Annotated in this window: 20 protein-coding genes; 16 read left to right on the forward strand and 4 right to left on the reverse strand. The window is 69.9% G+C overall.

Annotation, left to right across the window (positions count from 1 at the left end; all coding sequences use genetic code 11):
• Positions 1–12 precede the first annotated feature (12 nt).
• Complete coding sequence (locus HNV26_RS27535; RefSeq protein WP_171452903.1) at positions 13–315, forward strand: rhodanese-like domain-containing protein; 303 nt, start codon at positions 13–15, stop codon at positions 313–315.
• A 15-nt stretch (positions 316–330) separates the two neighbouring features.
• Here HNV26_RS27535 and HNV26_RS27540 read toward each other — a convergent pair whose 3' ends face one another.
• Positions 331–2,625, reverse strand: coding sequence for a serine/threonine protein kinase (locus HNV26_RS27540; protein ID WP_171440654.1), 2,295 nt, complete (start codon positions 2,623–2,625; stop codon positions 331–333).
• A gap of 281 nt (positions 2,626–2,906) precedes the next feature.
• On the opposite strand from HNV26_RS27540, the gene HNV26_RS27545 reads away from it, so the two are divergent.
• The 14 genes from HNV26_RS27545 (at position 2,907) to HNV26_RS27610 (ending at position 18,302) form a co-directional block, all read left to right on the forward strand.
• Positions 2,907–3,341 carry a hypothetical protein gene (locus HNV26_RS27545; RefSeq protein WP_366817009.1) on the forward strand — a complete coding sequence of 145 codons (435 nt, stop codon included), beginning with the start codon at positions 2,907–2,909 and terminating at the stop codon, positions 3,339–3,341.
• Positions 3,342–3,562: 221 nt separating this feature from the next.
• Positions 3,563–4,879 (forward strand): putative porin, encoded by a 1,317-nt coding sequence (locus HNV26_RS27550; protein WP_216612772.1) that lies wholly within the window; start codon positions 3,563–3,565, stop codon positions 4,877–4,879.
• A gap of 17 nt (positions 4,880–4,896) precedes the next feature.
• Positions 4,897–5,610, forward strand: a complete 714-nt coding sequence (locus tag HNV26_RS27555; RefSeq protein ID WP_171440657.1) for a VTC domain-containing protein — start codon at positions 4,897–4,899, stop codon at positions 5,608–5,610.
• 6 nt (positions 5,611–5,616) lie between these two features.
• The gene (tmk, locus tag HNV26_RS27560) at positions 5,617–7,317 is read left to right on the forward strand and encodes a dTMP kinase (RefSeq protein WP_171440658.1); all 1,701 of its coding nucleotides are present in this window, start codon (positions 5,617–5,619) and stop codon (positions 7,315–7,317) included.
• A gap of 9 nt (positions 7,318–7,326) precedes the next feature.
• Positions 7,327–8,034: a DUF4956 domain-containing protein gene (locus HNV26_RS27565; protein ID WP_171440659.1), complete on the forward strand. Its 708-nt coding sequence runs from the start codon at positions 7,327–7,329 to the stop codon at positions 8,032–8,034.
• Positions 8,031–8,816, forward strand: coding sequence for a hypothetical protein (locus tag HNV26_RS27570; protein ID WP_171440660.1), 786 nt, complete (start codon positions 8,031–8,033; stop codon positions 8,814–8,816). The genes HNV26_RS27565 and HNV26_RS27570 overlap by 4 nt, the downstream gene beginning before the upstream one ends.
• A 129-nt stretch (positions 8,817–8,945) precedes the next feature.
• Entirely contained in the window at positions 8,946–10,580 is a 1,635-nt protein-coding gene (locus HNV26_RS27575; RefSeq protein WP_171440661.1) for a metallophosphoesterase, read from the forward strand.
• 130 nt (positions 10,581–10,710) lie between these two features.
• Positions 10,711–12,129: an RsmB/NOP family class I SAM-dependent RNA methyltransferase gene (locus HNV26_RS27580; protein WP_171440662.1), complete on the forward strand. Its 1,419-nt coding sequence runs from the start codon at positions 10,711–10,713 to the stop codon at positions 12,127–12,129.
• Positions 12,130–12,160: 31 nt separating this feature from the next.
• A complete protein-coding gene (locus tag HNV26_RS27585; protein WP_171440663.1) occupies positions 12,161–13,936 on the forward strand; it encodes a M61 family metallopeptidase in 1,776 nt (591 codons plus the stop codon).
• A gap of 11 nt (positions 13,937–13,947) precedes the next feature.
• Positions 13,948–15,414, forward strand: coding sequence for a tetratricopeptide repeat protein (locus HNV26_RS27590; RefSeq protein ID WP_171440664.1), 1,467 nt, complete (start codon positions 13,948–13,950; stop codon positions 15,412–15,414).
• Between the two features lie 44 nt (positions 15,415–15,458).
• Positions 15,459–15,842: a carboxypeptidase regulatory-like domain-containing protein gene (locus tag HNV26_RS27595; RefSeq protein WP_253817105.1), complete on the forward strand. Its 384-nt coding sequence runs from the start codon at positions 15,459–15,461 to the stop codon at positions 15,840–15,842.
• Positions 15,843–16,117: 275 nt separating this feature from the next.
• On the forward strand, positions 16,118–16,999 hold the full coding sequence (gene rnhB, locus HNV26_RS27600) for a ribonuclease HII (protein WP_171440666.1): 882 nt from the start codon (positions 16,118–16,120) through the stop codon (positions 16,997–16,999).
• Complete coding sequence (locus HNV26_RS27605; RefSeq protein WP_140861901.1) at positions 16,996–17,631, forward strand: hypothetical protein; 636 nt, start codon at positions 16,996–16,998, stop codon at positions 17,629–17,631. Before rnhB ends, HNV26_RS27605 begins: the two co-directional genes overlap by 4 nt.
• A gap of 41 nt (positions 17,632–17,672) precedes the next feature.
• Positions 17,673–18,302 carry a histidine phosphatase family protein gene (locus HNV26_RS27610; RefSeq protein ID WP_171440667.1) on the forward strand — a complete coding sequence of 210 codons (630 nt, stop codon included), beginning with the start codon at positions 17,673–17,675 and terminating at the stop codon, positions 18,300–18,302.
• Positions 18,303–18,327: 25 nt separating this feature from the next.
• Here the strand turns inward: HNV26_RS27610 and HNV26_RS27615 are convergent, their stop codons facing one another.
• The 3 genes from HNV26_RS27615 to HNV26_RS27625 all read right to left on the reverse strand — a co-directional run bounded on the left by HNV26_RS27615 (position 18,328) and on the right by HNV26_RS27625 (position 22,484).
• Positions 18,328–19,683: an aminotransferase class I/II-fold pyridoxal phosphate-dependent enzyme gene (locus tag HNV26_RS27615; protein WP_171440668.1), complete on the reverse strand. Its 1,356-nt coding sequence runs from the start codon at positions 19,681–19,683 to the stop codon at positions 18,328–18,330.
• Positions 19,684–19,978: 295 nt separating this feature from the next.
• Complete coding sequence (acs, locus tag HNV26_RS27620; protein ID WP_171440669.1) at positions 19,979–21,934, reverse strand: acetate--CoA ligase; 1,956 nt, start codon at positions 21,932–21,934, stop codon at positions 19,979–19,981.
• 55 nt (positions 21,935–21,989) lie between these two features.
• On the reverse strand, positions 21,990–22,484 hold the full coding sequence (locus tag HNV26_RS27625; RefSeq protein WP_171440675.1) for a hypothetical protein: 495 nt from the start codon (positions 22,482–22,484) through the stop codon (positions 21,990–21,992).
• Positions 22,485–22,545: 61 nt separating this feature from the next.
• Here HNV26_RS27625 and HNV26_RS27630 point away from each other — a divergent pair, with 61 nt between their 5' ends.
• On the forward strand, positions 22,546–22,968 hold the full coding sequence (locus HNV26_RS27630; RefSeq protein WP_171440670.1) for an NUDIX domain-containing protein: 423 nt from the start codon (positions 22,546–22,548) through the stop codon (positions 22,966–22,968).
• The last annotated feature ends 13 nt before the right edge of the window (positions 22,969–22,981 follow it).

A 22,981-nucleotide genomic window follows, 5' to 3' on the forward strand; every position in this document is an offset into this window, starting at 1 on the left:
CACGCATTCTCCGTGGGAAAACGCACGTCGAGCAGCGCGGAGTCCCGCCCCGCGCTGCTCGACGTGCGTTTTCCCACGGAGAATGCGTGGGTGGCCTTGCCGGACTCGCTGCTGATTCCCCTGCCTGAATTGGAAGAGCGCGCGGATGAACTGGAGGCCCTGCGCGGCCGGCCCGTGGTGGTCTACTGCCACCATGGCGTGCGCAGCCTGGACGGCGCGGCCTACCTGATGTCGCTGGGCATCGACGCGGTGTCGCTGCGAGGCGGCATCGACCTGTACTCCCTGCAGGTGGACCCCAGCCTGCCCCGCTACTGACGGGGCGGCACGCCGCTAGCCCACGAAGGCGGACAAGTCTTCGGTCTGCTTGTTGATGAGGCCGGGCTTGATCTCGACCTCGAACATGAATGGCTCCTTCAGGGGCCCGCCCTGCAGCTCCAGCTTGTGGCGGCCCTCCATGAGGTCGAGCTTCATGCCCTTGTTGCCCAGGTAGGTGCCCTGGTCCTGGCCATTGCGCTTCACGGAGATGCCGCGCAGACCGTCCGGCTTCAGCGTCAGCTGGAGCTGGCCCCGGCGGAACTCGTAGGTGAAGGACTTGGCCTGACCGGGCTCACCGAAGGCGAGCGTGTCGACCTCCTCCTTGTAGATGCCCTGCTGCTCATTCACCAGGATGAGCGTGTCCTGGAGATGGACGCCCGTCGCATTGACGAGGGGTGTCTCTCCCAGCTCCGTCACCGGCTGCGGACTGCCGCAGCGTTCGGTGTGGCGCACCGAGACCTTCACCTTCTCGTTGGTGTTGACCGACAGCGTCACCGACTGTCCGTCGGAGGCGCGGCTGTTGAGCACCGCGAGGATGGGCTTGTGGAACACCACCCCCACGGCCACCAGCCCCACGATGAACCCGACGGTGGCGATGTTGCGCTTGGCCACACCCGCGCGAGCACTCCGCGTGGACTTCTCCAGCGCCCGGTCCACCTCGGCGTCCTCGGCGCGCGAACGCGACAGGCCCACGCTCGACGTCCTCGAACGCGGTGGGGGCGACGGCATCTCGGCGCGGCTCGACGTGCGGCGGCGCGGCGGGGCCTCGGAGGGGTGGATGCCGGAGTGCATCCCGGTCCGGCGGCGAGGAGGCGGCGCGGGCTCCGGCGGCGGAAGCATGGTCCGCTCGTCGTCCAGCTCCTCGTCCTCCATCCGGGTGCGCTCATCGACCGCCGCCATGCTCGCGCGCGAGCGGGACGGAGGCGGCCCCGGGTCCTCCACGATGGGGGCGGCGCGCGTGGCGGAGCGGCGAGGCGGGGGCGGCTCGCCCACGCCGGTCCGGCTCAGGTCCGAACGGGAGCTCGTCCGCGCAATCTGGGTGGAGTTGGGGTTGGACGGACGGCGCAGCTCCGCGGACGTCCTGCTCCGGCGCGGCGGCGGGGCCTCCTCGATTCCGGACGGCGCATCCCACTCCCCCTGTTCGTCGGGCTCCACCGCGGGCACCGCGGCCGAGGTGCGCCGGGGCCCCATGGACGTGCGGGAAGACGAGCCGCGCTGGCGCTCGCGAACCGAGGCCTCGCCCGGCGGCGCCTCCCAGTTCATGTCCGCGGCGGCGGAGGTGCGGCTGCGGCCACGCTCCTGCGGCGGCGGCGTGGGCGGCATGGGCGTGCCGGAGTTCGCGGAGTCCTCGCCCACGGGAACCACCTGGCCCTGGGCCTTCTCCTCGGCCAGACGGTCGGCGAAGAGCGTCTCCATCAGCTCGGAGATCTGCACCGAGCCTGCCACCCAGCGCTGCCCGACGAGAATCTCTTCCAGCGCCATCTGGAACTGGCGCGCGTCCCGGTAACGGTCGTCCGAGTTCTTCGCGATGGCCCGCATCACCACCGGGTCCATCTCCTCCGGGACGTCCGCCACCTGAGAGGGCGCGGCGATGGCGCACTCCATGGCGGCCTGCAGCGTGGCCAGCTCCGAGTCGCGCTTCAACGGACGCACGCCCGTGAGCAGCTCGTAGAGCACCAGACCGATGGCGAAGATGTCCGCGCGCCCGTCCAGTGGCTTGCCGGCGGCCTGCTCCGGCGCCATGTACGCGAACTTGCCCTTGATGGCGCCCGACTTCGTGAGCGATGCCTGATCCGCGGCCTTCGCGATGCCGAAGTCCACCAGCTTCACCGAGCCGTCGAAGCTGATCAGGATGTTCTGCGGCGAGATGTCGCGGTGCACCACGCGCAGGGGCCGGCCGGCGTCATCCGTGCGGCTGTGGGCGTAGTGCAGGCCCTCGCAAGCGGCGGCGACGATGCGAATGGCCAGCGGCCGCGCCACCCACTGCCCCGTGCTGGCGGCCTTGCGCATCACCCGGCCCAGGTCCTCGCCGTGGATGAACTCCATGGCGATGTAATAGGTGCCGTTGGCCTCGCCGAACTCGTAGACCTGGGCGATGTTCGGGTGATTGAAGCGCGCGGCAATCAGCGCCTCGTTCCGGAACATCTCCACGAACTCACGGTCCTCCGCGAGGTGCGGGAGGATGCGCTTCACCACGAGGTTCTTGTGGAACCCCTCGATGCCCGTCTGGCGCGCCAGCCAGACCTCGGCCATGCCGCCCGTGGCGAGCTTCTTAAGAAGCTGATATTTCCCGAATGATTGAGGGTTCATCCCGGGACATTGCCGGCGGGGAGCAGGCTCAGGTGGAATGCAGCAGGGCAGCGCATCTTAGAGGACAGCCACTTCGGAGGCAAAGGCACCCCGGATTCAAATCCGGATGGGCACTGATCGCCAGCCTCCTCATTGCAACTACCACGGTTGCGGCTCCCGCGAACGATCAGATTCGTGTCGAACGCCGTGGGGACGTTCTGGAGCTCCGCTGGTCCGACGCGGAGGAGCGCCTCCAGGGCACCCTCCACCCCGCCTTGCCAACGGAGGGAGAGCCCATCTCCGTGTCGTTGCATGTAGGCAATTTTGAGGGACCCGAGTTCGACGGCCCCCTCACCGTCACCTTCCACCCCACCGGGTCGCCATCCCAGCAGACGAAGACGCTGACGCGGGACGGGGTCAACTGGCACACCCAGTTCACTCCGGACGAGCCCGGCCCCTGGGACCTGGAGGTGCGGTACCGAGGGACCCACCTGAAGGTCATCACCGCGCGCTTCTCCGTGGCCAGCTCCCCCCTGCCCCGCGGCATGGGCTGGGGGTTGATTCTGGTGGGTGCCGGTACGGCGCTGGCCCTGGGCCTGCGCAACGTCCTGCGGCGCGTGAAGTCGTCCGGCTCCACCCCTGGGGCAACGGAGATTCCGCCCCCACCTGCGGCGCCCTCCACGCCGGAAGCGGGCAGCGTCCCCACCCCTCCGGCCGATCCTCCGTCCGGGCAGTAACTCCTTCCAACCGACGGGCATTCGTACAGGGTCGCCTGCCGCGACGTTGGGAACTTCCGTTCCCTGTCACGGCAACGTGACGACCAGGTCATTGCTTTTCTGCGCCGTCGGGCCCGCTTTTCGTCCGGAACCCAACCTCCCCCAACCCTCCGCGTCCGCTCATCGAACGGGCACCCGTGTTGCAGTGGACGCGCTCTGGTGGCGGTCGGGGAGGCGTGGACATGGGCGGGTGGCAGGTGAATGAGCGGACGAGGCGGAACCTGCTCGTCGCGATCTTGATGGGCATGCCGGCGTGGGCTGTCGCCAAGACACCCGCCCCACGGACGGAGGCAGTTGCCGCGCCCGTGGAGGATGACCCTCTGTCAGGCGGCGTGGTGGACGGCGTTGAGCCTCCTGAGCCCTTGCTGCCGGAGGAGGATGACGCCACACAGACGCAGCTCGAGGGCGCCATGGCCCAGGCCCTGCCGCCTCCGTCGCGGCCTGCGCCCGGCGCGCAGCCGCCTTCCGTGAGTCCCCGCCCCGGAGCGGATGGCGAGGCGACGGCAGCGCAGGACGCGAACAAGCGCCAGCGGAAACAGCGGCCTGGTCAGGCGCAGGACGATTCGCTGGGCGAGAATCCGGACGCGATTGACGACAAGCCCAAGAGCGAGGTGCAGACCATCCGCGTCATCGGACGCGTGTCCGCACGGGCCCGTGCCGACGAGCGCAACCAGTACCAGCGCCGCCTCTCCATCGCGGACGCACGCGTGGGCGTGAGCACGTCATTGCCCAACCTGGAAGCCGAAGTGACGGCGGACCTGGCGGACTCGCAGATGCTCAAGGACGCCTTCGTGCGCCTGGCGGATGACCGCAAGCGCTTCCGACTCTACGGCGGCCAGTTCAAGACGCCCTTCCTCCAGCGCTCGCTGGAGTCATCGTGGGACCTGCCCATCCAGACCCGCGGACTGGTGGAGGAGTACATCACGGAGACCCATCAGATGGGTGGCCGCCGCATGGGGCTGATGGGCGAAGTCCGGCTGAAGCAGGTCTGGGGGCTCAAAATCTCCGCGGGCTTCTTCCAGGGAGCCATCGACGAGGCGGGCGTGCGGTTGAAGGAAGACGCCGCCGCGCGCGTGAGCCTGCGGCCCTTCAACTTCAAGCCGCTCACCGTGGGCGTCAGCACCTACGTCTCCGAAGCAATGGACCTGGCGCGCAAGCACGCGGTGGCCGCGGACGCGGAGCTGAAGCTGGCGGGCTTCGTCTTCACCGGCGAGGCCATTTCCGGGCGGCTGCCCATGGGGCCCTTCACGGCGCAGATGCTGCTGGCCCAGTACCTCATCCACGTGGGCAACGAATGGGCCATCCAGCCCGTCGCGGGCGTGGAGGCCTTGCAGCTTCGCGGCGACACGGTTCGGGGGGACGGACATTCATTGGTGGGCGGCTTCAACGTGCTGCTCGGCACCCGCTTCCGGGCCCAATTCCAGACGGAGCGCGCGCTGCGCCCCGGCGATGAATTCCCTGGCCTGCAGCATTCCATCGAACTCGGCGCACGCTTCTGAGCACGGAGACCCAAACGATGCTGTCGTTCGCGGAAGGTGAAGTCACCAAGCTCCGGCGGGAATTCAAGCTGGTGCTGGAGGAGAAGACGGCCGCGGCCCTGGGCACGCGCCTGTCGCTGGAGCTGGAGGGGCACCTGCCGCCGCCCACGCGCATCGTGTCCGTGTACTTCGACCGGCCCGGTGGCCCGCTGGCGGCGCGGGCCCTGCTCACGCCGGAAGACTGTCTCAAGGTTCGAACGAAGGAGTACGCACCGGACCGGGGCGCGGACGGCGAGGCGCGGGTGGTGCTGGAGGTGAAACGGGAGCGCCACGGCCTCACGCAGAAGCGCCGCGTCTGGGTGCCGCGCTCGGACCTGGGCCGCGCGCTGCATGGCGGGGCCAGCCTGCTGCCGCTCATCGCCGGAGGCAGTCTCAGTCCGGTGCTGGCGGTGACGTACACGCGCCACGTGTACCAGTCGTCGCAGGCGTGGCGGGTGACGGTGGATCGAGACATTCGCTACCACCGGATTGCGCCGGAGCAGGCGCTGTCCCAGCTTGCATTGTCGGTGGAGCGGCTGGAGCCCGCGCGGTGGGTGGAGCCGCGAGTGGTGGTGGAGGTGAAGCATCTCGGGCACGAGCTGCCCGAATGGCTGGCGTCGCTCAATCCGGGCGGAGCGCCGGCCTACAGCAAGTTCGCAGAGGGAATGGCGAAGGTCCACGCTTTCGCCGCGGATGGCGTCGCAGGGGGATAGGGCACAGTGTTCATCGACTTCGAGGGAATTGACGGAAGCGGCAAGACGACGCTCTCCAACCTGCTGGCCGCGAAGCTGAAGCGGCTGGGCTACCGGGTGGCGCATGCGCGGGAGGGCGGCGAGCTGCAGGCGCCCGCGGCGCGGCGCATCCGGGAGCTGACGCGAGACTCCCGGCTGCTGGAGATGTCTCCACGCACGGAGTTCTTCCTCAACCTGGCGCGGGACGCCCAACAACTGGATGAAGTGGTGGCGCCCGCGCTGTCCCGGGGCGAGGTGTGCATCACCGACCGCTACCTGTACTCACAGCTCGCCCTCAGCGGAGGGGGCCGCGGGCTGCCCATGGACGAGCTGCGCCCCGCGTGCGAGCTGGCCTCGCAGGGCCTGTGGCCGGACCTGGTCATCCTGGTGGACGTGGATCCAGACCTCGCCCGACTGCGCAAGCGCCTGGGCAAGCTCCAGAGCAAGCGCGTCCATGATGGGGACAGCCGGAAGGGACTGGTGGGCGCGGGCCTGGCGGTGCGCGTGCGCGAGTCCTTCCTGGAGATGGCGCGGAAGGATCCGCAGCGGTGGATCATCCTGGAGAACAACGACGTCCCTCTGCGCGTGCTGGAGCAGCGTTTGGTGGACGCCGTCGTCGCACGGCTGGAGGGTCGCGAACAGCAGGTGCAGCGCATCGTCCCGGCGCCAGCCCGGCCGCGGCATGCCAGCCCCACCACGCTCGAGAACCTGGAAGAGCGCTTCTTCCAGACGCTGGACACCGTGGAGCAGCGCGAACCGGCGCTCGCGGTGTGGATGTTGAGCGGAATCCCGGGCATGGCCGCGCACCAGCAGCGCCTGGCCTTCGCGGAGCGCTTCCCGGGCCTCACCGCGCGCGGCATGGCGGGCCTGGCGGACGTACCGGCCATGGAACTGCGCGAGGTGCTGGCGGACCTGGCGCCCGCGGAGGTGGCCTTCAGCCTCACGGGCCGCATGGACTCGCGCGCGGCCCTGTTGCGGCAGCGGCTATACGCGCGGGCCCCCACGGAGGTGCTGGCGAGCCTCAAGAACGATGGCTCGGCCCCGGCGTGGGCCCTGCGCGAGCGCGCCATGCGGGACGGGCGGCTGGCGGACGTGCTCGCGGGGCTCGCCGGCCAGGACTGCGAGGAGTCCTGGTTGGTGCGCGAGGCGGGCATGCAGCGCAAGCTGTTCTCGGAGGTGGCGAGCAGCCTCACCGGCGTCCCGGGGGCGCGGGCGGATGCGCTGCGCGAAGTCCTGCTGCCGCATGACCGGCTGGCGGTGCTGCGCAGCACCCAGGGCCTGGACACACCGGTGGCCCGAGGCCTGCGAGAGGCCCTGGCAGGCAAGGCGCTGAAGCTGGTGCTCCGCTCGCTGACGGGCCTGGATACCGACGAAGCCTGGGCGCTGCGCGAGCGCGGCGCGCCGCAGACGAAGGAGGCGCTGGATTCGGTGGACGGCATGGATGTCTCGCGGGCCTGGAAGCTGCGTGTGGACCATCTGGGCCGGTGGCCCACCACCGCGCTGTCCTCCTTGAAGGGACTGCCCATGGGACCGCACGCGCAGGCGCTCATCGAGCGCGTGCTGGCGGAGCAGCCAGACCGGCTGCCGGTGCTGCGCAACGCCTATGCCGTGGCCGCGACCGCACGGGCGCTCACGCAGCAGCCCGCGCGCACGGTCCGCGTGGACACCTCTCCCCGGATGGAAGCCTAGGTCACCGCCATGGACGCATCATTCTCAGCCCTGTTCGAGGGCGCGAAAGCGGAGCTCAGCGCGCTGTCTGTCACCGCGATTCTGCCGCGGATGCTGGCCGCGGCGCTCATTGGCACCCTGCTGTCGCTGCGGCCCTGGCGTCTGCTCATGAAGCGGGCGCTGCCCAAGGCGGACATGATTCAGGCGCAGGTGCTGCTGTGCGCGGCGGCGGCGGTCATCACCGCCGTCATCGGCGACAGCCTGGCGAAGGCCTTCGGGCTGGTGGGCCTGGGCGGCTTCGTCCGGTTCCGCTCGGGACTCAAGGACCCGCGTGACGCGGCCATCCTCTTCCTGATGATTGGCCTGGGCATGGCGTGCGGCCACGGCAGCCTGGGGCTTGCGTCCGTCGGGACGGTGTTCGTGATGGCCCTGCTCTTCGTGCTGGATTGCTTCAACCGCGAGGAGGTGCCCGCCACGGCGAAGCAGCGGCTGGTGCTGTCGGCGCAGTCGGATGACCTGGTGGGCGCGGAGGCCACGCTGCGCCGGGTCCTGGGTGAGCGGAACGTCATGGTGAAGAGCTGCGCGCTCGACTTCGACGGGCGTCGGCTGGAATTGGAAGTCGAGGAGCCGGAGCCGGGCTCCCTCGCCGCGGCGCTGGGCCGCACGGAGGGGGCGGCCCTGCGAGGCTTGCGGTGGACGGCGGTGAATTCGAGGAGCACACGGGAGGAGCGGATATGAGGCGCGGTTGGGTGGCCGTGTTCGCGGCGGGGTGGTTGGTGGCGTGTGGGAGCAACAGCCTGCCCGCGGGAGATTCGCAGGACCCGACACCCGGCGGCGGACTGCCGGGAGAGCCGGTGCTGCCGGGGGGGCCAGATGGTCAGGGCAACGGAGAGGAGCCCACCGGGTCGCAGTCGCTGTGGCCGCTGACCGCGGGCAGCACCTGGACCTACGACATCCAGGACCCCGTCGACGGCGACTTCCAGAAGCAGGTGACGGTGGTGGGCCCCGGCGAAGTCCCGGACCAACCGGGCATCAACGCCGTCCAGGTGCACAGCCGCCAGGACCGCGTGCGCAACGGCACCCTCTATGAAGAGTATTCGTGGCAGGTGGAGCTCACCAACGGGCTCGTCGTGCGTCTGCGCGAGGACGACTACCGCAATGGCCAGCAGGTCCGCTCCACCACCTGGTCTCCCGCCACGGTGAAAGCCGTGGCGAGCGTTCCAGACGCCCTGCCCTGGACGTACAAGAGCGATGTGCTCGAGCACATCACCCTGGGCGACGGCTCGAAGGACCAGAAGGACCCGACGTATATCTGGAAGGTGCTCGAATCCGGCGTGACGGTGACGACGCGGGCTGGAACCTTCACCAACGCGGTCAAGATTCAGCGCGACAAGGTCAACAACAACGGCGAGGTGAAGCCAGACAAGACGCGCTTCTACTGGCTCGTCCCGGGCATCGGAAAGGTGCGTGAGGAAGGCGAACGCACCGAGGACCTGGCGGCCTACGACGTCAAGCCTTGACGCCTGACCGGAGAGGAGGCGGATACACGGGGCCCTGCCCCACCGTCTCCTACTCCGGGTGGGGGCAGGATGAAGGTCAGCGGTTGAACGGTTGCGCCTCCATCCCGAGCTTGTTCGGGAGGAGGCCGCATGCACCGGAAGACCCCCTTTCACCTTGCCCCCTGGGCGGCCGCGCTGATGCTGCTCGCCAGCACCGCGAGTGCGGGGACGCTGTATCGAGACCCGTATCTGCAGAAGGTGGGACCGGACACGGCGACGATCGCCTTCCGGCTCGCCGCCAACTGTCAGGCGGAGGTGCGCTACGGCGAGGGAGCGGCCAACCAATCTGCTGTCTCCCTGGATGCCGGGAAGGTGCACGCGGTGGTGCTGACCGGGCTGACGCCGGGCACCGAGTACACATACGAGGTGTCGGCCTGTGGCCTGCGCACGCCGCTCAATCGATTCCGTACCGCGCCGGTGCCAGGGACCCGCAGCGTGCACTTCGTGGCGGTGGGCGACTTTGGCACGGGCGGCTCGAACCAGAAGAAGGTCGCCGCGGCCATGCTCAAGCGGCAGGCGGAGCTGTTCGTCGCGCTGGGGGACAACGCCTACGCCGATGGCACCGAGGCGGAAATCCAGAACAACCTCTTCGTGCCCATGGAGGCCCTGCTGGCCCAGGTGCCGTTCTTCGCGGCGCTCGGCAACCATGAGTACGTGACGAACCAGGGGCAGCCCTCCCTGGACAACCTCTACCTGCCCACCAACAACCCCGAGGGCACGGAGCGCTACTACTCGTTCGACTGGGGCCACGTGCACTTCGTGGCGCTCGACTCCAACTGCGCCGTGGGACTGGCGTCGGCGGACCGTTGCACGCGGGATGCGCAGAAGGCGTGGCTGGAGCGGGACCTCGCGGGCTCGACGCAGCCGTGGAAGATTGTCTTCTTCCACCACCCACCCTGGTCCAGCGGCGAGCACGGCTCGCAGCTCTCCATGCGCCGCCACTTCGGCCCCATCATGGAGAAGTACGACGTGGACCTGGTGCTCACCGGGCACGACCACAACTACGAGCGCAGCAAGCCCATGAAGGGTGACGCCGTCGCCGGGGCCGGCGAAAAGGGCATCCCCTACCTGGTGGTGGGCGGCGGCGGCGCGACGCTGAGGATGCTCCCCGGCAGCAAGCCGGACTGGAGCGTCATCCGCGACAACCAGGCCTACGGCTTCCTCGACGTGACGGTGGTCGACGGCACGCTCACCGCGCAGTTGCTCGGGGTGAACGGAGACACCGTGGACCGCTTCACGCTCCAGAAGGAACTGCCTCCACAGGAGCAGCTTCCCGCGGGGGAGCTGACGCTCGCCGTGGAGGGCGAGCGGGGCGTGGCCCCCCACCGCGCCTTCTTCCGGGCCACGCCGTCGCTCGAGGCCGCCACGGTAACCTGGGATTTCGGCGACGGCGGCACGGCCGAGGGCGAGGTCGCCGAGTACGTCTTCGCGATTCCCGGGCAGTACACGGTGACGGCCACCGCCACCCAGGGCACGGTGAAGCAGACGGCCACCGCCCTGGTCCAGGTGACGGAGACTCCCGGTGAGGAGCCCCAGACGCCGGATTCCGGCACGACGGACCCGGGCTCACCCAATCCCCGCCCGGGGCTTCCGGATTCTCCCGGCACCCCGGATGACGGCATGAGCAGTTCGAGCGGTGGCTGCGCCGCGGGCCCCACCGCCACCCTCCTCCCGGCGGCCCTGGCCCTGCTGGCCGCGGGTCTGCTCCACCGGCGCCGCAAGTAGGGCCTCCCCGCCCAAGGTCCCCCGCTCCCTCCTCCTGACGTCACACGGCGGCGGGGCGGGCGTCCGCCAGGGCGGATTTGCTTTCCGCGCTTGTCAACCCGGCCCGAGGAATGCAAAGCCGCATTCCGTCATGGCCACCCAACGCAAGTCCCGCCCGCCCTCGCGGTCGGCCCCGAAGAAGTCCGGCGCTCCGTCCGGGAAGAAGCTCTCCCCCTCCGAGCGGCCCGAGCGGCCCCTGCGAGAAGACCTGGTCCTCCAGGCCTGCCTGGAGGCGTACGGCTCGGTCCGGCACGAGGGCCGCATGGCCGACCGCGCGCTGGACTTCACCCTGCGCCGCAAGGCCAACCTCTACTCCAACGAGCGCCGCGCCGTGGCCGAGCGCGTCTACGGCCTGCTGCGCCGCCAGCGAACGGTGGACTTCCTGCTGTCCCGCGCCCACCCACGCTTCGACAGCCTGGAGACCTCGCGCCAGGACGTGCTCCGGTTTGCCGCCTCGCGCGTCCTCTACGGCGAGCCCCACGGCCTGGTGGCCCGCCAGTCCGCGCTGGCGCCCCCGGATGCGCAAGCCCTGGGTGCCCTTCCCGAAGCCGCCGCCGCCCTGGAGGCCCTGCCCGCCCGCGAGCGCTTCCCCATCGCCGCGTCGCTGCCGGACTTCCTCGCCGACCGCTTCCTCCAGACGTTCGGCCGGGATGCCGCTCGCGCCGCGGAGGCGATGAACGAGCGCGCCCCGCTGGTCGCCCGCGCCAACCTCCTCAAGGGGGACCGCGACGCGCTGGCGCAGCGGCTGAGAGCGGAGACGGTGGACGTCAAGCCCACGCCGCTGTCGCCCATGGGCCTGGTGCTGGAGACGCGAATCAACGCTTTCTCCCTGGAGAGCTTCCGCGAAGGCATGCTGGAGCTCCAGGACGAGGGCAGCCAGCTGCTCGGCATGCTGGTGGACGCGCCGCCCACGCGCGTGGTGGATGCGTGCGCGGGTGCCGGCGGCAAGACACTCCAGCTCGCCGCGCAGATGAAGAACCGGGGTGACTTGCACGCCCTGGACATCGATGAGCGCCGCATGGAGGACCTGAAGAAGCGCGCGCGCCGCGCGGGGGTGCACAACGTGCGCGCCCAGCTCATCCCCCACGAAGGCCCGGACGCCGACGCCGCGCTGACGCCCCTCAAGGGCAAGGCGGACCGGGTGCTGGTGGACGCGCCGTGCAGCGGCACCGGTACCTTCCGCCGCAAGCCTGACGCGCGCTACCGCCTCACGCCGGAGGACTTGGAGATGCACGTGGGCCGGCAGAAGGCCCTGCTGGCGCGCTTCGCCACGCTGGTGAAGCCCGGCGGCCGGCTCATCTATGGCACGTGCAGCGTGCTGCGGGAGGAGAACGAGAACGTGGTGGAGGACTTCCTCGCGAAGCACCCCGAGTTCACGGTGAAGCCGGTGGCGGAGCTGCTGGGAGCGGAGCTGGCCGAGAAGGTCGGCCCCGGCCCCTTCCTCCGGCTGGCGCCTCACACCCACGGGACCGACGGATTCTTCGGCGCCGTCCTCGTCCGCGCGAAGTAACCTGCGGCCGGGGGGGAGAGGGACACTGCTCATGCACCGTGCCGTCCGCTACCGCGTCTCCATGCCCCGGCCGCATACGCACCTGCTGGAGGTGGAAGCCTCCTTTCCAGGAGGCGCCAGCGTACTGGACGCCGTGATGCCGGTGTGGACGCCCGGCAGCTACATGGTGCGGGAGTTCGCGCGGCAGGTGCAGGACATGACGGCCCATGCGCCGGACGGAACGCTCCTTCCGGTGCGGCGCGCGGACAAGCGCACCTGGCGGGTGGACGCGAAGGGCGTGGCCGTCACGCTGCGCTACCGCGTCTACGCCAACGAGCTGACGGTGCGCACCAACCACCTGGACGGCTCACACGCCTACTTCAACGGCGCCGCCACGTTCCTCTACACGGAGGACACGCGCGGGCTGGAGCACCACGTCACGGTGGACGCGCCCCCCGGCTGGCGGACCTTCTGCGCGCTGGGCCAGCGCGCAAGCACCTTCGTCGCCCAGGACTACGACGAGTTGGTGGACAGCCCCTTTGAGGTCGGCCCCCACACGCCGCTCACCTTCAGTGTGGAGGGCGTGCCGCACGAAGTCGTGGTGTGGGGCGACACGGTGCAGGACCCGGAGCGGCTGTGCGCGGACCTGAAGCGCATCTGCGAATGCCAGGCCCGCGTATTCGGCGGCCTGCCCATGCCGCGCTACCTCATCTTGCTGTACCTGACGGACCGGGGCCGAGGTGGCCTGGAGCACAAGGCCAGCACCGCGCTGTTGTTCCCCCGCGTCGGACTCTCCACCCACCGTGGCTGGGAGGACCTGCTCACCCTGGTGGCGCACGAGTACTTCCACCTGTGGTTCATCAAGCGGGTGAAGCCGCGCGCGCTGGTGCCCTTCGACTACGCGCAGGAGAACTACACCTCGCTGCTGTGGGCCTTCGAGGGCTCCACGGCGTACTACGACAACCTCTTCGTGCGGCGCGCCGGGCTGATGTCCGCGCAGCGCTACCTCACGCGCCTGGGCGAAACGCTCACCGCGCTGCATGCCACGCCGGGGCGGCGCGTGCAGACGCTGGCGGAGGCGTCGCTGGTGAGCTGGGTGAAGCACTACCGCCCGGACGAGAACTCGCCCAACAGCGCCATCTCCTACTACCTCAAGGGCGAGGTCGTCTCCGCGCTGCTCGACCTGGAGATCCGCCGCGCCACCGGTGACGCCCGCGGCCTGGATGACGTCGTGCGCGTCTTGTGGCAGCGCTACGGCGACGGCTCTGGCGTTCCCGAGGACGGCGTCGAAGCCGTGGCCAGCGAGGTGGCCGGCGTGGACCTGACGCCCTTCTTCGATCGGGCGCTGCGCACCACGCAGCCGCTGGACTACTCCGTCTTCTCCCACGTGGGCCTGGAGCTGAACTTCCGTCCGCGCGAGGCCGCCAGCGACAAGGGAGGCACGCCGCCGCGAGGGCGGGCGGGGGAAGGCAAGCCCAAGGGCTGGCTGGGCATCACCACGCGGGGCAGTGGCACCGTGGCGGTGGTGATGGATGGCTCGCCCGCACAGGACGCGGGGCTCTACGTGGAGGACGACCTGGTCGCGCTGAATGGCTGGAAGGTGGACGGCGCCACCCTGCTGTCCCGCTGCGAGGAGCGGAGGCCCGGCGAGACGGTGCGGCTCACGGTGTTCCGCCGCGACCGGCTGCTGGAAATCCCGGTGGTGCTGGGGACGAAGCCCGCGGAGGCGGCGTGGCTGTCCCGCGTGGAGCGCCCCACCGACGCCCAGAAGGCCGCCTATCAGGCGTGGCTCGGAAGCCCCTGGGAAGAGTCCCCCGGGCAATCGTAGGCTTGGGGGCCATGAGCCCCTCATCGCCCAACATCATTCCACCGGATGCGCCCCTGCCCCGCTGCCAGCGGCATCGGACCACCGTGGCCGGGTGGCGTTGCGAGAGGTGCAACGAAACGCTCTGCCCCGACTGCGTGGTGGGCCGGCGGGCCCAGACGGTGGAGCTGGTGGCGTGCGAGCGCTGCGGCGACGTGGCGCAGACCCTGCTCACCTTCCGCAGCCGGGTGTCCATGGCGCAGCGGCTCAAGGGCGCGTGGCGCTACGTCTTCACCGCGTCCGGCTCGCAGGTCATCGTGGCGGTCAGCGTCTTCCTGGCGGCGCTCCGGTGGCTGGTGGAGCTGGCCATCTCCTTCTCGGCGCTCATCCCGCTGACCATTTACGGAGGCGTCTTCTGGGGCACCTTCTTCACGCTCGCGCGGGACTCGGCGCGCGGCGAGACGGCGCTGCGCTCGCCCGACTACCGCGACTACTTCCATGACGCGGTCCTCCCCGGCCTCCGCGGCGTGGTGACCTTCGCCATCGTCTGGATGCCCGCGTTCCTCTACGTCACCGTGCTGCGCCCGCTCCTCCAAGAGGGGCGCTCGGCGCTCGGCGCGTGGATTCGGGGCCTGGACACCCCCGGGCTGCTGACAGTGGATCCGGTGCTGATCGGCCTGCTGCTGCTCGGCGTCCTCTGGCTGCCCGCGGCGCTCCTCATCACCGCCGCGCGCCAGCCACTGCTGACCTTGTTCGACGTGCCCGGAACCCTTCGCATCGTGCGCCGCCTGGGCCGGGACTACACGCTGGTCGCCGGAACGCTGGTGGGCCTGGGCGTCCTCCACCTCATGACGCACGGGGTGGCGTTGCTGCTGCGCATGCTGGACCTCTTCGTCATCTCCCGTGTACTGGCCGAAGCCGTCACGCTGGTCATCCCCTTCACCGCCGCGCACGTGGTGGGGCTGCTGCTGTACACGCGGGGCGATGCGCTGGGGTATGGCCTCGAGCAGGACTACCTGACCCCCGTGCTGGGCGACGCACAACCGAGCCGCATGGCGCCGCCCCTGCGCGAAGCCGGTCCCATCCCCTTCACCGGTGCGGCGGCCACGGCCAGCGAGACGGGAAGCGCCAACGACGACACCCTGGAGGCGCTGGCGGCCGCGGTGAACGCCCGCGATGTTCCACTCGCGATGTCGCTGTATGCCACCGTGCAGCAGCAGCCGCGGCTGCGTGTGCCCCCGGAGCATCACCTGTTCGTCGGACAGGCCGCGGCCGTGGAAGGGAATTTCCCACTGGCGGTAGCGGCGTTGGAATCCGCGGCAGACACGGCGCCCGATGAGCCCACCGCGCCCCGTGCGTTGGTACTTCTGGCGCGTGTGCTGGGTGAACGGATGCACGACGCGCCGCGCGCGGAAGAAGTCTACCGCTACGTGCTCCACCGTTACCCAGACACGGCAGCGGCACGCTTCGCGAGTGAACGCGTGTCTCCGACTTCCGACTGATACAGACGTTGCCGCGCTCGCACGCCAGCATCACCCTTCACGGCATGGTTCGCGCACGCTGGTTTTCGTGGCTCATCGGTTTCGGTCTCTTCGCGGCATGTGACCAGGCGCCTCGCATGGAGCGCGCGATGGACGACTGCCAGACGGAGCAGGTGTCGTTGAAGGTGGAGGTGCTGTCGGCGGAGGGCGCGCGCGTGCGCGGGGCGACAGTCACCGGCACCAACGTGACCTCCCACGTGAGCATCACCGGCGTGACAGACGACCAGGGCGTCAGCACCGCCATCAACGAATCGCTCGCGCCCAGCGCGGTGCGAGTCGTGGCCACCGCGGGCGCCAAGGTGTCCGCGGCCCAGCAGGTGGAATGGGTGTGTGACGCCTGCAACTGCCAGCCAGAGCCGGCCACCCTCCAACTCCAGCTCAATCCGTAGGCCCCGCCCCGCGCGACGCTGAGACAACCTCTGTTTCATGGATTCATCTGAATGAACGCGAGGGAGGTTGTGCTCCACCCGCCCCATGGAGTACGGCTGGTGACATGCGTGACGCTCGTCAGCCTTCCCCGCGTCTGGCCTACCCTGCTCCCAAGGGGGCCCTCCAGCCGGCTTCCTCCGAGCACGGGGCCGCGGGGATGTGTTGCCGCTGTGTGCGCGTTCCCCGCGCGAGGGGTCCTGTCAGCCCACGTTCCAGGTAGGTCCGGGCCCTCATCATGTCCGCAGACACCGTGGAACAGTTGCTTCAGTGCGCGCTGTCCGAGCTGACCGCGCGCTTCGTCACCCAGGCCAACCCCGTCCCCACCGGCTTGCTGGAGGCGTTGGACGCGGACCCGCGCGCGGGCGCGCATGCGCTCGCCCGGCGCATCCGTTCGCGCCAGGAGAAGAACCGCGCGGAGGGCCAGCGCATCCGCAAGCTGCTCCGCTTCGAGACGGAGCTCTGGGAGCAGGGCCACACGCACATCGCGGGCGTGGACGAAGCGGGCATGGCACCGCTGGCCGGGCCCGTCGTGGCCGCCGCGGCCGTGCTGCCCAAGGGCTTCCGGCTCAAGGGGCTGGATGACTCGAAGAAGATCCTCGACGCCGAGAAGCGCGAGTCGCTGGCCGAGGCCATCAAGCGCGACGCGGTGGCCTGGGCCGTGGGCCGCGCGGAGGTGGAGGAGATCGACCGCATCAACATCTACCACGCGGGCCTGCTGGCCATGCGCCGCGCGGTGGAGGGGCTGTCGGTGAAGCCGGACCACCTGCTGGTGGATGCGCGCACGGTGCCGGAGTGCTCGGTGCCGCAGAAGGGCATCATCAAAGGGGACGCGCTGTCTCTCAGCATCGCAGCGGCCTCCATCCTGGCGAAGACGACGCGAGATCGCTGGATGGCGGAGCTGGATGACCAGTACCCGGGTTATGGGCTCGCCGCGCACAAGGGCTACCCCACGCCGCAGCACCTGCAGGTGCTGCGTGAAAAGGGCGTGCTGCCCATCCACCGACGCAGCTTCGCGCCGGTGCGCGAGGCCCTGGGCCTCCCGACCAGCGCACCACCTTCCGCCCTCCAGGCGGAGCTGTTCCCCGAGGCCCCTGCCCGAACACGGGTGAAGTCATGAGCGCCGACCGGGACATCGACGAGTGGATGGCCGCGCGAGGCATCACCCTGCCCGAGGCCCGCGCTCGCACCCGCGCGGTGCTGGAGGAAGTGGGCCTCACCCGCCCCGGCCGCCAGCGCATGAGCGAGCCCAAGCTGCTCAAGGCGGCGGAGCTGCTGACGGGGCGCTTCTTCGCCGTGTGCGCGGACGGCGCGTGCCTCAAGGTCGCGCAGGCCAGCGGGCGTGAGCCGATGCGTATCGAGCCACGGCTGCACTGTGAGCGCTGTGGAGGCTCGGCCAACCGCCGCGCGGAGGTGGCCTTCGTGGAGGCCTGCCAGCGCTACAGCGTGCGCCGCGTGGTGGTCGTGGGTGGCTCGCCGGCCGTGCGCGAGGAGCTGGAGGCGAAGCTGGGCCACCAGATTGACTTGCGGATGGTGGACGGCACGGAACGCCGCACGGCGGACCGCGCCCGCAGCGACCTGGACTGGGCGGACCTGGTGCTGGTGTGGGGCGCCACGGAGCTGCACCACAAGGTCAGCGGCCACTACACGCACGGAGGGCCGGCCTACAGCCACAAGGTGGTGCACGTCGTGAAGCGGGGCGTGGCCGCGCTGTTGGAAGAAGGCATCACCCACCTGGAGCGGACGCGCTGAGTGCTGGACTCAGGCGACGCGCCAAAGCGACGCTTGAGTCCATGACGACCGAGTTCATCCTGCTCCGTCACGGAGAGACGGAGTGGAACTCCCTGGGGCGCCTCCAGGGACATCAGGACAGCACCCTGAGCCAGGTGGGCCTGCGCCAGGCGGACGCCCTGGCCGCGCGCCTGGAGCCCGTCCGATTCTCGGCGCTCTATTGCAGCGACCTGGGGCGGGCGCGGGAGACGGCGCGGCGCATCGCCACCCGCACGGGCCACACCATCCAGTCCGACCCCCGCCTGCGCGAACGGGGCCTGGGCATCCTGGAAGGCCTCACCCGGGACGAGGCACGCCAGAAGCATCCGGACGTCTTCGCCGCGTACGCCGGTGGCGCGCCGGACTACATCGTCCCCGGCGGGGAGAGCACGTCCCAACGGCTGCGCCACGCGGTGGAGTGCCTGGAGGAACTGGGCGCGCGCCACCAGGGCGAACGGCTGGTGGTGGTGACCCACGGAGGCGTGCTCAGCCTCCTGTTCCGTCACAGCCTGGGGATTCCGCACGCGGCGCCGCGCACCTTCTCCGTGCTCAACGCCGGGTGGAACCAGTTCGACTACCACGAAGGCGCGTGGCGGCTGGTGACGTGGGGGGACGTCACCCATCTGCGCGCCGCCAGCCTCGACGACACCTGAGCGCCCAGGCGGACGCGCGGGGTGGCTACAGCTCCACCTGCGGGCGCTGCTCGTCGCGGCGGGAGGCGCGCGTCGCGGCCGGACGAACCTCCAGCTCGGCGCGGGCCTCCTCGATGGCGTCGCACACCCCGTCGGCGGCCCGCTGGACCTGCTCCAGCGTGTGGGACGCCATCACCTGCATGCGGAAGCGCGTCTCGCGCACGCGAACGGCCGGGTACTCCACCAGGTTGGCGAAGATGTCGCGGTCGAACACCTTCTTCGAGGCCAGCCGCGCCACCTTCGCGTCGCCCACCTGCACGGGGACGACGTTGGACGGCTCGCCCAGACACGTCACGCCCCGCGCCGCGAAGGCTCCGCGCAGCGCCAGGATGTTCTCCCGCGCCTTCGCGCGCAGCGCGTCGCCCTCTTCCGAGCGGACGATGCGCAGCGACTCCAGCACCACCGCCGCCTGCATGGGCAGCAGCGCGTTGGAGAAGATGTGGGGCCCGCCCATGATGCGGATGAACTGGCGCACCGCTGGCGAGCGCGTGGCCACGAAGCCGCCATTGCTCGCGAACGTCTTGGAGAAGGCGCCCACCACCAGGTCCACCTTCCCCAGCAGGCCCTGCACGCCCAGGCTGCCCGTCCCCCGGGGCCCCATCGCGCCCAGGTCATGGGCCACGTCCACCAGCAGCGTCGCGCCGTACTCACGGCAGATGGACTGGAGCTCTTCGATCCGCGGAACGTCCGAGTCCATGGAGAACAGGCCCTCGGTGACGACGAGCACCGCGTTCTGCGTGTCGCGAGCGCGAATCTCCTGAAGCTTGCGCCGCATGGCGCGGTTGTTGAGGTGCGGCACGCGGCTCACGTTCGTCGTCGCGGCGGCGGCGCCCTGCTGGAGGCACGCGTGCGACAGCGCGTCGAGCACCACGTGGTCATCGGGGCGCACCAGCCCGGCGATGACGCCGAAGCCCGCGCCCCAGCCGGTGGAGAACAGCGCCACGTGCGGCGTCTGCAGGTGCTCCGCGAGCGCCTTCTCCAGCATCAGCGACGGCGTCGTATTGCCCCCCAGCATCGCCGAGCCCGCGCTGTGCAACCCGTAGTCCTGGATGGCCCGATGGGCCGCCTCCACCACCGCCGGGTGCGTGGACAGCGACAGGTAATCCTGCGAACCGAAGTTCAGCCCCTGACGCGCCGCCCCCGTCTCGCTGCGGACACCACACTCCGCCTTCGGTGCCGCCTCCAGGCTTCGCGAGTACGGCCACAGGCCCGCCCGCCGCCGCGACTCCTGCCACTCGAAGAAGGGTTCCGTCCGCCCCAGCAGGTCAGGTCCCGTCGGCTGCGCGTAATGGGAGATGAAGTGGGTGAAGAGCGGCGAGTCGAGTTGAGCTCGGAAATCCATGAAGCACGTCCAGGGGGAAAGGTCGCGCTGTCAACGAGAGGCGCGGCGCTCGGGGAGGGGGGCGAGCGGCGCATTTAATGCCTCTGCATCTTTCCAGTGTCAACCTGCCTACCCTGACGGCTCCGCTGTATTCGTTTGTTCCGATTCGACCGGATGTGCTGCGTAGGCTGAAACAGGCGCGAAATACCTAGATAAGCACGTATTGCCAGGGCTGGAAACGACGAATCCTGGTTTTTCACCCCAGGGCAGAGGTGGGTTTTGACGCCCCCTGCCCTGAAGTGCGAGCAAGTGTCCATCAGTCGTCGTTCTGCCTCAGCGCGGCCAGGACGTTGAGGTCCTCGAGGGTGGTGGTGTCCCCGGAGGCCTGCTTGCCCGCGGCCACGTCGCGCAGCAGCCGACGCATGATCTTCCCCGAGCGCGTCTTCGGCAGCGCCTCCGCGAAGCGGATTTCATCCGGGCGGGCGATGGCGCCAATCTCGCGGCCCACGTGGGCGGCCAGCGTCTTCTTCAGCGCGTCGGACGGCGTGTGGCCCTGCTTCAGGGTGACGAAGGCCACCAGCGCGGTGCCCTTCAAGTCGTCCGGACGGCCCACCACGGCGGCCTCCGCGACGGTTTCATGCGCCACCAGCGCGCTCTCCACCTCCGCGGTGCCCAGGCGGTGACCGGCGACGTTGACCACGTCATCCACGCGGCCCATCAGCCAGATGTACCCATCCGCATCCGTGCGAGCGCCGTCGCCGGTGAAGTACAGGCCGGGCAGCTCGTTGAAGTACGTGCGCACGTAGCGGTCCGGGTCGCCGTACACCGTGCGCAACATGGAGGGCCAGGGGCGCGTGACGAAGAGCAGTCCGCCCTGCCCTCGCGGCACCTTGTTGCCCTCTCGGTCCAGAATCTCCGCGTGGATGCCGGGCAGCGGCAGCGTGGCCGAGCCGGGCTTCGTCGGCGTGGCGCCCGGGAGCGGCGACACCATGATGCAGCCCGTCTCCGTCTGCCACCACGTGTCCACCACGGGGCAGCGGCCCCCGCCGATGACGTCGCGGTACCACATCCATGCCTCGGGGTTGATGGGCTCGCCCACGCTGCCCAGCAGACGCAGCGAGGACAAGTCGTGCTTGCGCACGGGCTCCTCGCCCAGGCGCATGAAGGCCCGGATGGCGGTGGGCGCGGTGTAGAGGATGGTGGCCTTGTACCGCTCGATGATGTCCCAGAAGCGGTCCGGCCCCGGCTGGGTGGGCGCGCCTTCGTAGAGGACGGTGGTGACGCCGTTCATCAGCGGGCCGTAGACGACATAGGAGTGGCCCGTCACCCAGCCCACGTCGGCGGTGCACCAGTAGACGTCGTCTTCGCGCAGGTCGAACACCCAGCGCATGGTGAGCGACGTATTCACCGCGTAGCCGCCCGTGGTGTGCAGCACGCCCTTGGGCTTTCCAGTGGAGCCCGACGTGTAGAGGATGAACAGCGGGTGCTCGCTCTCCACCCACTCCGGTTCACATTCCGCGGGCTGCCCGCTCACCAGCGCGTCCCACGCCACCAGCTTGGGCCCGGTCAGCGCCAGCGTGCTCCCCGTGCGGCGGAGCACCACCACCTTCTCCATGGTGGGCATGTGCGGCAGCGCCGCCTCCACGTTCTTCAGGAGCGGCACCACCGCGCCCTTGCGCCAGCCGCCGTCCGCGGTGAGCAGCACCTTCGCGCCCGCGTCGTTCATGCGCTCGTGGAGCGCCTCCGCGGAGAAGCCGCCGAACACCACCGAGTGCACCGCGCCAATGCGAGCGCACGCCAGCATGGCCACCGCGGCCTCGGGCACCATGGGCAGATAGATTCCCACCCGGTCCCCCTTCCGAACGCCCAGCGACTTGAGCGCGTTGGCCAGCTTGTTCACCTCGGTGGACAGCTCACCGTACGTGAGGCTGCGGCGGTCGCCGGGCTCCCCCTCGAAGAGGATGGCGGGCTTGTCCTTGCGGGTGGCCAGGTGCCGGTCCAGGCAGTTGTAGGCCAGGTTCGTCTTGCCCTCGACGAACCACCGCGCGTGCGGCGGCTTCCAGTCGAGCACCGTCTGGAAGGGCGCCTTCCAGTACAGCTCCTCGCGGGCGCGGTCGCCCCAATACTTGTCAGGGTCCTTCGCGGCTTCGTCCCAGAGCTGCTGGTACTGCTCCATGCTCCGGATGTGCGCGCGCCGGGCGAACGCCTCTGGCGGCGGAAAGACGCGTGCTTCTGTCAGGACCGAGTGAATCTCATGCTTCGAAGCCGCCATGCGTTCCTCCAGCGTGGACAATGCCACCCTGTTCTAGGAACACGGAGCGCGCGGCTCAACCCTCCGTGTCGCAGCGCTTCGACTCCTTGACGGCCTCGTAGCGCAGCCACATCTCGCAGACGCACTCGTCGGGGCGGCGCGTGTCGTAACGGACGCGCAGCACGCCGTTGAACTGCGTTTCGCACTGCGTCGTACCGTCGATGTGGATGTTGACCTGGTCCAGCAGGCACTCCTGGCCGTTCACCTCGGCGGCGGCCTTGACCACGCTCCCGTCGATGGAGAAGTGGTCTCCATCCTCCAGGAAATAGCCCACGAGGTGGCTGTCCAGGAAACCGAAGTCCAGGCGGACGACGCGCCCGCTGATTTGCAGGGTGCCGTAGAGCTGGTGGCGGTTGGTCTCCAGCAGGCCGCAGTCGTCGCGGAGGACCTCGACGGGCTCGAAGACGTAATCCCCTGGCTCCTGGACGTGGGGCAGGCAGCCCGCAAGGCACGCCAGGAGCAGGCCAGTGAGGACGAGGCGATGGCGTCTCGGAGTCGACACGGCGCGCACAATACTCCACGGCACGCATCTAGGAAGTGCGAGCGTGACGGCAGCGGGTAGACTGGGGGTCATGCCCGAATACCGCAACCCCAAGCCCACCGTGGACTGCATCATCGAGCTGCCCGGTGAACGCGTCGTCCTCATCCGGCGCGCGAATCCGCCTGTCGGCTGGGCGCTGCCCGGTGGCTTCGTGGATGAGGGCGAGCCGCTCGACGTCGCCGCCGTGCGCGAGGTCCTGGAAGAGACGGGACTCCACGTGAAGCTGTCGGAGCAGTTCTTCACGTACTCGGACCCCCGGCGGGATCCGCGGCAGCACAACATCTCCACCGTCTACATCGGCTCGGCCGATGGCGAACCGCGGGGCGCCGACGACGCGGCCGAGGCCCGCGCCTTCCGCGTGGATGAGCTGCCGAAGGACTTGTGCTTCGACCACGACACCATCCTGTCCGACTACGTCACGTACAAGCGGACCGGACAGCGGCGGAAGCTCTAGGAGCGGCGCGGGA

Origin of the sequence: Myxococcus xanthus (assembly GCF_013116825.1) — a bacterium.
Taxonomy (GTDB): Bacteria; Myxococcota; Myxococcia; order Myxococcales; family Myxococcaceae; genus Myxococcus; species Myxococcus xanthus_B.

What these genes read in the sequence shown, in the direction of transcription:
- HNV26_RS27540 (WP_171440654.1), bottom strand. Translation starts at nt 2,625, where the DNA reads ATGAACCCTCAATCATTCGGGAAATATCAGCTTCTTAAGAAGCTCGCC.
- HNV26_RS27550 (WP_216612772.1), top strand. Translation starts at nt 3,563, where the DNA reads ATGGGCGGGTGGCAGGTGAATGAGCGGACGAGGCGGAACCTGCTCGTC.
- HNV26_RS27555 (WP_171440657.1), top strand. Translation starts at nt 4,897, where the DNA reads ATGCTGTCGTTCGCGGAAGGTGAAGTCACCAAGCTCCGGCGGGAATTC.
- HNV26_RS27565 (WP_171440659.1), top strand. Translation starts at nt 7,327, where the DNA reads ATGGACGCATCATTCTCAGCCCTGTTCGAGGGCGCGAAAGCGGAGCTC.
- HNV26_RS27570 (WP_171440660.1), top strand. Translation starts at nt 8,031, where the DNA reads ATGAGGCGCGGTTGGGTGGCCGTGTTCGCGGCGGGGTGGTTGGTGGCG.
- HNV26_RS27575 (WP_171440661.1), top strand. Translation starts at nt 8,946, where the DNA reads ATGCACCGGAAGACCCCCTTTCACCTTGCCCCCTGGGCGGCCGCGCTG.
- HNV26_RS27580 (WP_171440662.1), top strand. Translation starts at nt 10,711, where the DNA reads ATGGCCACCCAACGCAAGTCCCGCCCGCCCTCGCGGTCGGCCCCGAAG.
- HNV26_RS27585 (WP_171440663.1), top strand. Translation starts at nt 12,161, where the DNA reads ATGCACCGTGCCGTCCGCTACCGCGTCTCCATGCCCCGGCCGCATACG.
- HNV26_RS27590 (WP_171440664.1), top strand. Translation starts at nt 13,948, where the DNA reads ATGAGCCCCTCATCGCCCAACATCATTCCACCGGATGCGCCCCTGCCC.
- HNV26_RS27595 (WP_253817105.1), top strand. Translation starts at nt 15,459, where the DNA reads ATGGTTCGCGCACGCTGGTTTTCGTGGCTCATCGGTTTCGGTCTCTTC.
- rnhB (WP_171440666.1), top strand. Translation starts at nt 16,118, where the DNA reads ATGTCCGCAGACACCGTGGAACAGTTGCTTCAGTGCGCGCTGTCCGAG.
- HNV26_RS27605 (WP_140861901.1), top strand. Translation starts at nt 16,996, where the DNA reads ATGAGCGCCGACCGGGACATCGACGAGTGGATGGCCGCGCGAGGCATC.
- HNV26_RS27610 (WP_171440667.1), top strand. Translation starts at nt 17,673, where the DNA reads ATGACGACCGAGTTCATCCTGCTCCGTCACGGAGAGACGGAGTGGAAC.
- HNV26_RS27615 (WP_171440668.1), bottom strand. Translation starts at nt 19,683, where the DNA reads ATGGATTTCCGAGCTCAACTCGACTCGCCGCTCTTCACCCACTTCATC.
- acs (WP_171440669.1), bottom strand. Translation starts at nt 21,934, where the DNA reads ATGGCGGCTTCGAAGCATGAGATTCACTCGGTCCTGACAGAAGCACGC.
- HNV26_RS27630 (WP_171440670.1), top strand. Translation starts at nt 22,546, where the DNA reads ATGCCCGAATACCGCAACCCCAAGCCCACCGTGGACTGCATCATCGAG.